Origin of the sequence: Bacteroides caecigallinarum (assembly GCF_016901995.1) — a bacterium.
GTDB classification, from domain to species: domain Bacteria; phylum Bacteroidota; class Bacteroidia; order Bacteroidales; family Bacteroidaceae; genus Phocaeicola; species Phocaeicola cellulolyticus.
This window is the reverse complement of sequence record NZ_JACJLE010000078.1, coordinates 1-11,291: the sequence shown is the minus strand read 5'-3', so window position 1 is coordinate 11,291 and position 11,291 is coordinate 1. Positions and strand designations below refer to the sequence as shown.

Genomic DNA, 11,291 nt, shown 5'->3' with positions numbered 1-11,291 from the left:
GTCTTGAACCATTAAATATCGAAGCACGTTATCCTTCATACAAGGAACGTTTATTCAGAAGTCTTACGAAAGAATATTGCGTGGATTTATTGAAACAAACCAAAAATTTACAATCATGGATAAGAAAAAGATTTGTACTATTACAATATTACTTCATACTATACAATTATTTGCAAGTGATATGACAAGTCGTGGTAGAATTAGTAGCGGACATAATGATTTTACTGGATTTATTATAGCTATTCTTGCTATTGGATTAGGAGGAATTTTTGCTTATTTCTTTATATCAGATGGTATAAAAAATGGAATTAGCAAAGATAAAGAATGGAATAAATTCGGATGTGGTACAATCATTCTGTGCATTATCGGATTATCTTTTTTAGTCGCAATGTGTTCCCAGTAATGGCTATTAGTCAATCATAATAAGATTCATTTTATGAACAAATTACATTAAATCTAAGAATATGGAACAGAATACCAAAGACAACGCGAATAATGAAGATATACAGTTAGATAATATTCTCGAAAGAATCAACGGTATATTTGGTCAATACAACTCAAAAAGAGTTACACATAAAGAGTGTTTAAGCCATGAGAATTCTAAAGACTTTAAATCTACTGGATATTTTATTACCAAGTATTTTATAGACAACCAACTTGATACAACTGATATAAGAAGAACATTACGGAGTAAGCATATTGATTATACCAATGATATTCTTTTAAAAATAGATAATCAGCGTGACGATGATTCAGACAGTCTAATAAAGCAGATTGCAGAACATGATAAAGAACTACCTTTAAAGTTTACTTTAAATAATGACTTATCAGAATCAGAAGAAAAAACTACCATAAATAACCTCTTTGGCGATTGCATTACTGGTTTGAGCCATGACGTTAATTCTATCTCATTCAATTTTGAAGAGAATAAAATCGAAAACACATGCTGCCAACATTTCAATGATAATTCCAATGGGGTGATATTTTATGAAACTTCTGAAACACTTACTTCCATTATATCTAAAAGATTGCTGGAGGTTAAGGATATACGCAAAGTTTATTGTTACTGTCCTATTTGCAAAAGGATATTTTGTATCTATCGTGAAGAACAACCATCAGAAATAGAAAATATTATTGAACACATTCCTATTGGCAGACGTATTATAGAACACGTTGAAAAGGAAGTTGATAGTTTACTGGATATACCTAAAGAATTAGGTTATTGTCACGCATTTTGGGATTTGAAAGAGAAGATTCTTTTAAATGAATTTGGTCTGATTTGGTATTCTCCATCAGTTATAAATATCTTCACCTGTTATGATTAAATTAATATCAAGATTATTAGGGTGACATTTTTTGAGAAAAAACACTTTTATATACCCCGTTCAAATTTTGTCACCCTCTCATCATACATAAAGAATATATTCACATAAAATCCACTTTTTCAATATCTTTGTGGCTATACTTGAATATTTGGAGATTATGATTGAATTGGATATTGAAGAAGACAACAGCGAAATACTGGAGTATGTATTAAAGGTTGCATACAAGTTTTACCCTATGGTCTATGAGGATAGCAAGGGAATAATGCACGTTGGAGGCACAAAAGCAGATGAAGAATTTGAATATTATTACAACAAAGGTGAAGTAAATTTCCTTTCATATAACGAATATCTGAATGACGAGGAAATACAAGCCAATATAAAGGCTTTGAATTTAGATGTGGATAAATTCTATTTACTTATACTGTTCATTACCCATGCTTCCAAAGGACAGTGGGAAAATCCATATATGGCTCATGTCTATCCTCATGCACAGGTGGAATCTTTTTGTGAAACTATTATAAGGGAATTGAAATCTATCAGTGACAGCCATGCTGAATTTTCAGAAGAAGCAAGTATTACCTTAAAGGTAGGAAAGAAGAAAATAGTAGTGGATAATGCGCTTGCAATAGCTTACATAGGAACTATGGCTGACAAGATGTTTGACATGGTGAAAATGACAAGGGATTTTCATTCTAAAGGTTATGATAAGAAAGAGGAAAAAGACGAGTTCTATAAAAAGCTCAATACTTTAGCTTCACCAAATGTTTATACCTACTATGATGGAGTAAACAAGAAAGAAATCACAGTGAACTATAATGAAGCACTTTTCAGTAGGGCTTTTGATATTGATAACCTATATGAAAGCACCTCAACAAGCCAAACCTATCTAATTGGTCACTTTGCAACCATGTTTGACTATTTCTTGAAAGACTATGAAACACCTATTAGACAGAGCTTTACTAATAAGGATGGGGAAAGAATCGTGATAAGCAAATACAAATTAATATCCAAACTGATAGGACTTACTAAGCTGACACAGAATAAAAAAACGGATGAGGATTTTCTTTATGATGAGGGTTCTAAAGTAAAAGGATATATTGCAGCATTGAAGAAAGCAAAAATAAAGACTGATAATAAGTTCTACTAAACAGAATTATTAGTACATTTATAGCATAAAAGAGAACATAAATTATAGTATTAACAAATCTCGTGATTTTACCCTGTGAGTTAAACTGACAGTTAAACCAAGAGAAAAACATAGTTCAGTATAAAAAAAGTAGTATAACTGCTAAGGTGCAATAGCTCAGTTGGTTGCATTGAAAGTTGAGCCGTTAGGCGAGGCTTTTAATGCCGTAGGAGAGCAAAGGACTGAAAATCCTTGTGTCCCCGGTTCGATTCCTGGTGGCACCACTTTGAAGAAAAGCAATTAGCGGTAGACTCCTGATTTCCAAACGAAATCGGGAGTTTTTGTTTTCCCGCAGGACGCAAAAAAGTGCGGAATATGACCGCTTCCGGTGTTCCAAAAGGTGGAGCGGAAAAGGTGGAGAGAAAATCTCCACCGAACCGGATTCTTTTTCGCTGATTTGCAATGTTTTGCGTATCAAGAAAACGTGGATGGTTTCCTACTTTTGTCCAACTAAAAATTGTAGGAAAATGAAAAGAAACTCGTTCAATGTGCTTTTCTTCATCAAGAAAGCCAAACTGCTGAAAAACGGAGAAGCCTCCGTATGTATGCGCATCACCGTGAACGGTGCGCGAGTGGAAACCAACATCCGCAAGAGCATAGACCCTGCGTCATGGAATCAAGCAAAGGAATGTGCCCGTGGAAAAAGCCGCAAGGCGTGCGACCTGAACGCCTATATCGAAAATGCGAAAATCAAGCTCTACCAACTATTTAATGAACTGGAGGAACAGCGACAGCCCATTACCGCCCGACTGTTGCAGGAAAAGTTCTTCGGACAAGATAAGAAGCCGGAAGAAGTCCGCACGCTCATCGGCACCATACAGAAACATAACGACCAATGCCGTGCTCTCGTGGGGAAAGACTATGCGTTGATTACCGTCCGCCGTTATGAAAGCTGCAAACGCTATCTCGCAGAGCTTATCAAACAGAAGTATGGGAAAGAGGATTTGCCTCTGACGGAAGTTAATGGGGAGTTGGTTCTTGCCTTTGAGTTTTACCTTAAAACGGAAAAGTCCTGCCAGCAGAACACCGTTATCCGTTACATGAAGTGCCTGAAAAAGATAACCAATCTCGCTTTGGCAAACGAATGGATAAGCAAAGACCCGTTTGTGGGCATCAAGTTCCATGAGAAAGAGGTTATCCGCGAGTTCCTGACAATGGATGAACTGCTCACCATCTACCACAAAGACTTTCCATTGGAGCGCATCCGAATCGTGCGTGATGTCTTCATCTTTGCAGCAATGACGGGGTTGGCGTTCATTGACGTGCAACAACTGGCACCCGAACATATTGTTGAAGATGCAAACGGCAATCTATGGATTCGCAAGCCACGGCAAAAGACGAAGAATATGTGCAACATTCCTTTGCTTGACATTCCTTTGGAAATTCTCCGTAAGTATGCCGACCATCCGATGTGCCAAAAGAAAAAGGTATTGCTCCCTGTCCCCTGCAACCAGAAGATGAACAGCTATTTGAAAGAGATAGCTGATTTATGTCTGATAAAGAAGAATTTAACCACTCATACCGCACGGCACTCGTATGCGACCTCGGTCTGCCTCGCCAATGGTGTGAGTATTGAGAATGTAGCAAAGATGCTCGGTCACTCCAATATAAAAATGACACAACACTATGCGCGTGTGCTGGATAGTTCCATTCTGCGTGATATGACCAATGTACGAAATGTGCTTTCTAATGCGATGTAAGGACTATGGAAAGAGGAATAATCACAATCACTGAAAACGGAGTGGTCACTATGCCTACCACTTCCGTCTGGATGACGCAGCAGGAAATCTGCGATGCGTTCAATGTGTTCGGTTATGACATCCGCAAGGCTATACACACTATCTACAAAAACATGGAATTGCTGGAAAGCGAAACAAGGCGGTACATCAGGCAGGACAACGGGATAAACTACGATGTTTACAGCCTTGAAATGGTGATAGCCGTTTCCTTCAAGTTAAGAAGTCGGGAGAGCATGGTTTTCAGACGGTTCATCATGGGAAAACTATATGCCGTCAATTGGAAGGAACCGCTATGTTTGTTCTTTTCGCTGGCGACATGTACCCCAAAAGCCCCAAGTTGTTGATACGAAGGATATACGACCAGACAAGGTAAGGAATACGACCTGATACCGTCTGGTCGTATTCCTTTTATTCACAATTATGGATGCCGTCTGAACGCTTCCCGGTAATTGGCAGCAAGCATCCGTTCGATGTCCGATTCCTTGTACAGAATCTTGCCGCCCAACTGGTAATAGGCGATTATGCCGTTGTTGCGGTAGTCCTGCAAGGTGCGTCGGCTCACTTTCAGCCGTGCCGATACCTCCCTGTCCGTCAGGAAACGTTCACCGCCCAATGTCGGACGGCTGTTTGCCATAAAGTTCTCGATGCCGTCCAGCAGACGGTCAAGGCTGTCGCCGAACTCAGCGACAAGCGCATGGTTCTTGGTAATCATTTCACTCATTGTTACATTGGATTTAGTGGTACAATAATAATCAAACGGCTTTGTCTGCCAGCTTACGTTCAACGGGCTTGACGATGCGCAGCACATCCTCCGGTCGGTAAAACACCTTGTGGTTTATCTGCGAATAAGCCAGCGTGCCGTTGTCACGCAGCGTCTGCAAGGTGCGCGGACTGATGTTCAACTGTTGGCAGACCTCTTGGTTGTCCATCCAGCGGTTTAATGACTTGCTGCCTTGCTTGGCAAGGAGTTCGTTCACACGGTCTGAGAAGCGGCTGAACTTCGCCGCCATTTCCTCAAACGCCTCTTTCTGAAAAATCAATACTTCCATTGTCGATACTGTTTTTAATGTTGATACTCGGTTTTGGACGCAAAATAAATGGGTATCGTGCATCAAACAATAGGTTGGCACAATCGTGGCAGCTTGTGGCAGGGAGTGGCGTTATCCGCCGAACCAGTGACGGCTGTTCCAAGCGTCCATGATGCAAAGAAAAGCGAAGTCCGGCATAATCCAACCGCTTCGCACCTGCGTGGCAGCATTTGGCGTCGGTGTGGTAGCCTGTGGCGTTCGTCAAATTCAAGACTAAATTAGCTCTGCAATAATAAACTTTTTCATATTTCTTTCTTGATTTAAGTTGCAATTGGTTATCTTTGCAACAGTCCTCGACTTCTTTCTAAGCTCATCCTTTCAAAAGAGGTTGTGTATAGAAAGGCAGCTCACGCCGGGCTGTCATCCCCTAGATGGATACAGCGGGCTATGGGTCGGGATTGAGGACTGACAAAATGTGAAGGCGTTTACTTGACGCTTTGTTCTTGACACATAGAAATCTGGCAGTTTCGAATTGTTAGTCAAATTCAAAGCAACGGTAGATGTCCATGGGTATGTTATATCCGATTAATTGTATGCAGGCAGACCTTGTCGGTTGTTTGCATCATATTCGTTTATATACATATCGGCGTGGGCTTCGGCGTTGCTCGTTTCGACTAACAGGGCGATGCCAGAGCCTCTATGTGTGGGACGAGTAACAAGCATGATTCCCACGCTTTTCTTTTGTCTAAATCTTTTTGTGTAACAGCAGGCTTGCCGGGAATCAAGTCCGCACTTTGACTCGGCAATGAAGCAGAATGAACGTGCTGGCATTATGCGAATAGTTTCAGACATTGTGAAAGCTGATTCTATTATCGACTTGCGAGAAATTGATTACTTGGATGGAATCAAAGACAAGTACCGCATAACGAAAGAAGACGAAGCTATGGGCGATTCCATGACTTTGTCCGATGCTGTTTGCCTGTTAAAGAATTTATCTCCAAACCTAATCCATGACATTATTGGAGATTTTTACAATTTAGCCTTGTCTGACAACGCTTTTAGTAGAGAAGAAGGACTTATTGTACTTGCCATAATAGCGTGTTTGTCTGAAAAATATTTCACACACGCTGAAATATATTCGACAGTTTTACCCAATAATACGTTAGCCGAAAAATCACAGATACTTTATATTGAAGGGGAATATTACAAGGAGGCAAACAAGGAAATTTCTGATGCTTATAGGGAAATATCCAATGAGTTCCGATTGATAGGTTTGAACTTTGTCTATCTTCCAAAGGTATGCGAGCATTATAAGTCGTTGCCACAAAGTAAGTTATTGTCATTGCTTTCATTTCTGTATCCTAAAATTTCAGAGAAACAGATGGGAGATATGATACGGCAGTTAACCTCGTTGAATACATCTGATTTCTGCAAGGAAGGTATTGTCGGGAAAATGAATCTCAAAGACTTGGACGAATCGTTACCGTCGATACTTTTATGTATAAACGATTCGCTTGTTGGAGGTAAAATCTACTCAAACTTTCTATCGATTACTCTCGAAAAGGACGCTCTCAATATAGCAAGGGATTTTACAGACTTGTTCATGAAACTGTATAAGCCAAGAGTGTTGAATCCTTCTTTTGAAGGCAAGGAAAGATTTGTTTATCGTGGTTACTACAAGCAGGTATTTGACATATTTACAGATAGAAAAGGCGTCAGAAGCAGTGTTGTTATAGACCTGTTTCATGGAGAGATTCTCTTGCCTGAGGCCGAAATAAAGTTATCAAAACTTCATAGAAGGGAGAAGGCCTTGTATGCCTTATTCTTTGTTGGAATCAGGAAGTGGTGGAATAAATTTCAGCAAACCGGAAAACGCCAAGGCTTTAAAAAGATTTGACCACCGTATGCAGCTTATACAGCTAAAGTATGAGATGATTTATGAAGGTTTTGGCGGCGATAAATCTCGTGCTCCGAAAATATATCTTTCGGAAAACAGGTTGCCAATGTTAAGTCTGATTAAACAACAAATTCGCCAAATCGGAGAATTGTTAAGCAATGCCGATGACTACTTAGTACAACGAAATCTTTTTGGCAATTACTGTGTAGCCATTCCTCCAGAATTGTGTCTATGTTACGATATGCAAGCAAAGCAGATTTGCCGTTTTGAGGATTCTGCTTTTTGGAGCCGGGTATTGGCCTTATAACCTTGCAACTTTTTGCAGACGATTTTTTCTTTATCGGGTGTAATATTGCAGATTTCTGTAAATCAAATACTTATTGCCTAATTTTGCGTAAAAATTTAAGCAAATACGATTATGGCAATTACATTGGAAAAAGGACAGCGGATAGGCATAGGTCTATCTAAAGTTAGTGTAGGTCTCGGATGGGATCCGAATGAAGGTACAGGTTTTGATTTCGATTTGGATGCCTCTGCATTTATGTTGGGAAGCAACAAGAAAATTCCAAATGACAATTATTTCATATTCTACAATAATCCGAAATCTCCAGACGGAGCGGTGGAATCTACAGGTGATGATACTACTGGAGGCAATAGTGACGGAGGGGATGATGAAACATTGAATGTTGACCTGCAAAAAGTTGACCCTTCTATTCAGGAGATTCTGTTTGTTGCTACAATTTATAAGGCAGACGAAAGGAAACAGAACTTTGGGCAGGTTAGAAACTCTTATATACGCATCTACAATTCAATCACCAACGAAGAAATAGCACGCTATGATTTGGACGAGGATTTCTCCATTGAAACAGCCGTTGAGTTTGGGCGTTTGTATCGCCGTGGTGGAGAATGGAAGTTCGAAGCTATGGGCATAGGTAACAAAGGTGGATTGCAAGCATTGGTCAACAAATATCAATAAATCATGCCTATAAATCTTGTTAAGGGACAGAACCATGTGCTCAACATGAATATTTTTCATGTTGGGCTGGGCTGGGACGTGAATGAAGATGCTTCGTCGGATGACGATTTCGACCTTGACGTTTCGGCTTTCATGGTTAATGCTACCCATAAAATCCCAGCAGACGATTACTTGGTTTTTTATAATTCCGAAAAACGGCTGAAGGTTTATCTCGAAGGGAAAAACAAGGGCGAGTTGGTCGAACCACGCAAGATATACCCATATACTGTGTGGACGACGAATGATGAAATGAGGGTACAATCACGCCCTGTTGACCCCGAAATGTCGGTTATAGGAGCTATTGACGACGAGGACGGTTCAACTTCGGAAGATGGCGATGACGAAACAATGGATATAGACCTCTCGAAAGTTAGGGCTGACATACAGGAAATAATAATAACTGTAAGCATACATAAATACAAAGAGCGCAAACAGAATTTCGGCCAAGTAGAACGTGCTTACGTCCGTCTTTATAAACCTGGGCAGGAAGCCGAGGGGCAAGGAGAGTTTGTCTATGATTTAACCGAAGATTTTTCAGCTTGTGCTTCCATTGAATTTTGCAGGTTATATCGCCACAAAGGAGAATGGAAAATTCAGGCAACAGGCATTGGACATCATGGCGGTCTTGAAGAATTAGTTGAAAAATATACTTAATCTGATTTTAATATGGCAATACGATTAGAAAAAGGTCAGCGCATTAATCTTGAAAAAGATAATGGAGCAAAACTCACCAACTTTTGTGTTGGGTGTAATTGGGGAGCTATTGTTGTTGAAAAAACAGGCTTCTTAGGATTTGGAACAAAAAAAGAGGAACTCGATGTAGATGTTGACTTAAGTTGTGTTATGACCGACAGCAACGGCAAACTTGTTGACACGCTGTATTCCCCTTTATATAAAAAAGAGTTTTTCCAAGCCGCAGGACTTCCCATAGGGAAAGATTGGTCGGCAGATAAATCTATGTACCACACTCCCGATGATACGGAAGGAGATAAGGGCGGTGACGATGGATTGGACAATGAGATAATAACCGTTGACCTTACGAAAGTCAATCCTGCAATAGACCAGATATTTTTCTTCTTGAACATATACCAACCAAGGAATATAGACTTTCAAAAAATCCCATATGTTGCAATTCGTATGTATGAAGGAACTCCTAAAAAGGTGAAATCCATTTTTGCACAATATGATGTTGCAAAGGAAAACCAGTTCATGGGGAAGAATGCTCTCATTATGGGTAAGCTATATCGTCGGAATGGTGATTGGAAATTTGCAGCCATTGGTGATGCCTTTGATGACCAAAATGACCTTCGGCAAACAGTAAAGAGAATATTAACTTCATATTCGAAATAGAGCAATGAGAAGATTACCAGTTTATTTGTTATTGGATACATCCGGCTCTATGTACGGTGAACCGATAGAGGCGGTCAAAAATGGTGTCCAGACACTTATTTCAACTTTACGAGGAGACCCTTATGCTCTTGAAACAGCATATATTAGTATCATAACTTTCAATTCTGTGGCTCAACAGGTAACACCTCTTACAGAATTGTCGGCTTTTCAACAACCTCAAATTGAAGCAAGTGGTTGTACCGCTTTGGGCGAAGCACTGACTTTGCTTGCACAAAAGGTTGATACCGAAATTGTCAAGACTACACAAGAAGTCAAAGGTGACTGGAAGCCTTTGGTCTTCCTTATGACAGATGGCGAACCTACAGATGATTTGCAGAAGGGGATTGACGAGTTCAAGAAAAGAAAATTCGGTATGGTCGTAGCTTGTGCCGCAGGGCAAGGTGCTAACACGAATACGTTAAAGCAGATTACAGAAAATGTCGTTCAGCTTGATACAGCCGACAGCGCAACGATTAAGGCGTTCTTCAAATGGGTAAGCGCAAGCATCAGTACAGGCAGCCAAAAAGTTGAGGATACTCACGGCGATGTTGCATCAATGAGCGAGCTACCGCCTCCACCTCCAGAAGTAAATATCGTTGTGTAAAGAAACAAAGCAAAGTGGCACGAAACAGTTTGTGCCACTTATGCTATAAAGTTTATCAAGAATGAGACATTTACCTGTATATATTTTGATTGATACCAGCGGATCTATGAAGGGAGAACCGATAGAAAGTGTCAAGGTCGGTTTGTCAGATATGATTGCGACTCTCCGTCAAGACCCATATGCGCTGGAAACTGTTTGCATAAGCATAATAACTTTTGACAGGGAGGTAAATCAGATTTTGCCTTTGACCGAACTTGCCGATTTACAGATACCCAATATCATCACGCCGGATTCAGGCCCGACATTTCTTGGAAAGGCATTGGAAATGCTTTGCAACAGGATTGAAGTAGAAGTTCAAAAGGGTACACCTGAACAAAAAGGCGATTGGCGTCCATTATTATTCATCATGACAGACGGTAAACCAGCAGATATACAAATTTACAATAACGTTATACCGATAGTCAAGAGTAAGAATTTTGCAAGCATAATTGCTTGTGCAGCCGGTCCCAAAGCAAAAATAGAACCGCTAAAGAAGCTCACAGACCAAGTGTTTACACTTGATACAATGGATGCCACATCGTTTAAGAAATTCTTTGTTTGGGTTTCTGATGTTATAGGTGTAGGAGGAAAAAGTGTGGGAACAACGGATTCTTTGGAATTGCCGGGACCACCTGCGGAGGTGAATATAGTAATATAATTGTTTATGAGAAGATTACCGATATATTTTCTGATTGATGTTTCAGAATCAATGGTTGGAGAACCAATCACTCAGGTAGAGAAAGGCATGAGGAATATCATACAAGAGCTAAGGACTGACCCGTATGCTCTTGAAACAGTATTTGTGTCTGTCATTGTTTTTGCAGGAAAGGCAAAGGTCTTGTCTCCTTTAACTGAGTTGTACAAGTTCTATCCACCGCAGTTTCCTATAGGTGGAGGAACATCGTTAGGCACTGCTTTGGACTGTCTGATGAACGATATTGACAAGTCCGTAAAGAAAACAACGGCGCAGTAGAAATTTAGTGGGGATTAATTTTTATTATCCCTATAAATTGCGACCTTTGTCTTATGGAAACGAATCAATTGGAAGTGCTTGCACGCATCGTGCTAC

At 40.0% G+C, this 11,291-nt stretch carries 15 protein-coding genes and 1 tRNA gene; 14 read left to right on the top strand and 2 right to left on the bottom strand.

Annotation, left to right across the window (positions count from 1 at the left end; all coding sequences use genetic code 11):
* Positions 1 to 115: 115 nt before the first annotated feature.
* The 6 genes from H6A61_RS14450 (at position 116) to H6A61_RS14425 (ending at position 4,594) form a co-directional block, all read left to right on the top strand.
* On the top strand, positions 116 to 403 hold the full coding sequence (locus H6A61_RS14450) for a hypothetical protein (RefSeq protein WP_204394577.1): 288 nt from the start codon (positions 116 to 118) through the stop codon (positions 401 to 403).
* A gap of 61 nt (positions 404 to 464) precedes the next feature.
* Entirely contained in the window at positions 465 to 1,325 is an 861-nt protein-coding gene (locus H6A61_RS14445) for a hypothetical protein (protein ID WP_204394575.1), read from the top strand.
* Positions 1,326 to 1,482: 157 nt separating this feature from the next.
* Positions 1,483 to 2,472, top strand: a complete 990-nt coding sequence (locus tag H6A61_RS14440; protein WP_204394573.1) for a hypothetical protein — start codon at positions 1,483 to 1,485, stop codon at positions 2,470 to 2,472.
* 145 nt (positions 2,473 to 2,617) lie between these two features.
* Positions 2,618 to 2,735 (top strand) — tRNA-Phe (locus H6A61_RS14435).
* 243 nt (positions 2,736 to 2,978) lie between these two features.
* On the top strand, positions 2,979 to 4,211 hold the full coding sequence (locus H6A61_RS14430) for a site-specific integrase (protein WP_204394571.1): 1,233 nt from the start codon (positions 2,979 to 2,981) through the stop codon (positions 4,209 to 4,211).
* Positions 4,212 to 4,216: 5 nt separating this feature from the next.
* Entirely contained in the window at positions 4,217 to 4,594 is a 378-nt protein-coding gene (locus tag H6A61_RS14425) for a transporter (protein WP_204394569.1), read from the top strand.
* Positions 4,595 to 4,668: 74 nt separating this feature from the next.
* On the opposite strand, the gene H6A61_RS14420 is transcribed toward H6A61_RS14425, so the two are convergent.
* Both H6A61_RS14420 and H6A61_RS14415 read right to left on the bottom strand, forming a co-directional pair.
* Positions 4,669 to 4,971 carry a helix-turn-helix domain-containing protein gene (locus tag H6A61_RS14420; protein WP_204394579.1) on the bottom strand — a complete coding sequence of 101 codons (303 nt, stop codon included), beginning with the start codon at positions 4,969 to 4,971 and terminating at the stop codon, positions 4,669 to 4,671.
* Between the two features lie 31 nt (positions 4,972 to 5,002).
* Positions 5,003 to 5,299, bottom strand: coding sequence for a helix-turn-helix domain-containing protein (locus tag H6A61_RS14415; protein WP_195593570.1), 297 nt, complete (start codon positions 5,297 to 5,299; stop codon positions 5,003 to 5,005).
* 811 nt (positions 5,300 to 6,110) lie between these two features.
* Between H6A61_RS14415 and H6A61_RS14410 the strand changes: the two genes are divergently transcribed.
* The 8 genes from H6A61_RS14410 to H6A61_RS14380 all read left to right on the top strand — a co-directional run bounded on the left by H6A61_RS14410 (position 6,111) and on the right by H6A61_RS14380 (position 11,195).
* Entirely contained in the window at positions 6,111 to 7,175 is a 1,065-nt protein-coding gene (locus H6A61_RS14410; protein WP_239469244.1) for a hypothetical protein, read from the top strand.
* Positions 7,176 to 7,182: 7 nt separating this feature from the next.
* Positions 7,183 to 7,482 (top strand): hypothetical protein, encoded by a 300-nt coding sequence (locus tag H6A61_RS16025; protein WP_239469243.1) that lies wholly within the window; start codon positions 7,183 to 7,185, stop codon positions 7,480 to 7,482.
* 111 nt (positions 7,483 to 7,593) lie between these two features.
* Positions 7,594 to 8,151, top strand: coding sequence for a TerD family protein (locus H6A61_RS14405; RefSeq protein WP_004289453.1), 558 nt, complete (start codon positions 7,594 to 7,596; stop codon positions 8,149 to 8,151).
* Positions 8,152 to 8,154: 3 nt separating this feature from the next.
* Positions 8,155 to 8,844 carry a TerD family protein gene (locus H6A61_RS14400; protein ID WP_204394567.1) on the top strand — a complete coding sequence of 230 codons (690 nt, stop codon included), beginning with the start codon at positions 8,155 to 8,157 and terminating at the stop codon, positions 8,842 to 8,844.
* 12 nt (positions 8,845 to 8,856) lie between these two features.
* The gene (locus H6A61_RS14395) at positions 8,857 to 9,540 is read left to right on the top strand and encodes a TerD family protein (RefSeq protein ID WP_204394566.1); all 684 of its coding nucleotides are present in this window, start codon (positions 8,857 to 8,859) and stop codon (positions 9,538 to 9,540) included.
* Between the two features lie 4 nt (positions 9,541 to 9,544).
* A complete protein-coding gene (locus tag H6A61_RS14390; RefSeq protein ID WP_204394565.1) occupies positions 9,545 to 10,183 on the top strand; it encodes a vWA domain-containing protein in 639 nt (212 codons plus the stop codon).
* A 61-nt stretch (positions 10,184 to 10,244) separates the two neighbouring features.
* The gene (locus tag H6A61_RS14385; protein ID WP_204394564.1) at positions 10,245 to 10,880 is read left to right on the top strand and encodes a vWA domain-containing protein; all 636 of its coding nucleotides are present in this window, start codon (positions 10,245 to 10,247) and stop codon (positions 10,878 to 10,880) included.
* 6 nt (positions 10,881 to 10,886) lie between these two features.
* Positions 10,887 to 11,195: a vWA domain-containing protein gene (locus H6A61_RS14380; RefSeq protein WP_239469242.1), complete on the top strand. Its 309-nt coding sequence runs from the start codon at positions 10,887 to 10,889 to the stop codon at positions 11,193 to 11,195.
* The last annotated feature ends 96 nt before the right edge of the window (positions 11,196 to 11,291 follow it).

Bases quoted from the DNA above. Each gene is read 5' to 3' on its own strand.
- H6A61_RS14440 (WP_204394573.1), top strand. From the start codon at position 1,483: ATGATTGAATTGGATATTGAAGAAGACAACAGCGAAATACTGGAGTAT.
- H6A61_RS14445 (WP_204394575.1), top strand. From the start codon at position 465: ATGGAACAGAATACCAAAGACAACGCGAATAATGAAGATATACAGTTA.
- H6A61_RS14405 (WP_004289453.1), top strand. From the start codon at position 7,594: ATGGCAATTACATTGGAAAAAGGACAGCGGATAGGCATAGGTCTATCT.
- H6A61_RS14400 (WP_204394567.1), top strand. From the start codon at position 8,155: ATGCCTATAAATCTTGTTAAGGGACAGAACCATGTGCTCAACATGAAT.
- H6A61_RS14430 (WP_204394571.1), top strand. From the start codon at position 2,979: ATGAAAAGAAACTCGTTCAATGTGCTTTTCTTCATCAAGAAAGCCAAA.
- H6A61_RS14380 (WP_239469242.1), top strand. From the start codon at position 10,887: ATGAGAAGATTACCGATATATTTTCTGATTGATGTTTCAGAATCAATG.
- H6A61_RS14450 (WP_204394577.1), top strand. From the start codon at position 116: ATGGATAAGAAAAAGATTTGTACTATTACAATATTACTTCATACTATA.
- H6A61_RS16025 (WP_239469243.1), top strand. From the start codon at position 7,183: ATGCAGCTTATACAGCTAAAGTATGAGATGATTTATGAAGGTTTTGGC.
- H6A61_RS14415 (WP_195593570.1), bottom strand. From the start codon at position 5,299: ATGGAAGTATTGATTTTTCAGAAAGAGGCGTTTGAGGAAATGGCGGCG.
- H6A61_RS14385 (WP_204394564.1), top strand. From the start codon at position 10,245: ATGAGACATTTACCTGTATATATTTTGATTGATACCAGCGGATCTATG.
- H6A61_RS14425 (WP_204394569.1), top strand. From the start codon at position 4,217: ATGGAAAGAGGAATAATCACAATCACTGAAAACGGAGTGGTCACTATG.
- H6A61_RS14395 (WP_204394566.1), top strand. From the start codon at position 8,857: ATGGCAATACGATTAGAAAAAGGTCAGCGCATTAATCTTGAAAAAGAT.
- H6A61_RS14390 (WP_204394565.1), top strand. From the start codon at position 9,545: ATGAGAAGATTACCAGTTTATTTGTTATTGGATACATCCGGCTCTATG.
- H6A61_RS14410 (WP_239469244.1), top strand. From the start codon at position 6,111: ATGCGAATAGTTTCAGACATTGTGAAAGCTGATTCTATTATCGACTTG.
- H6A61_RS14420 (WP_204394579.1), bottom strand. From the start codon at position 4,971: ATGAGTGAAATGATTACCAAGAACCATGCGCTTGTCGCTGAGTTCGGC.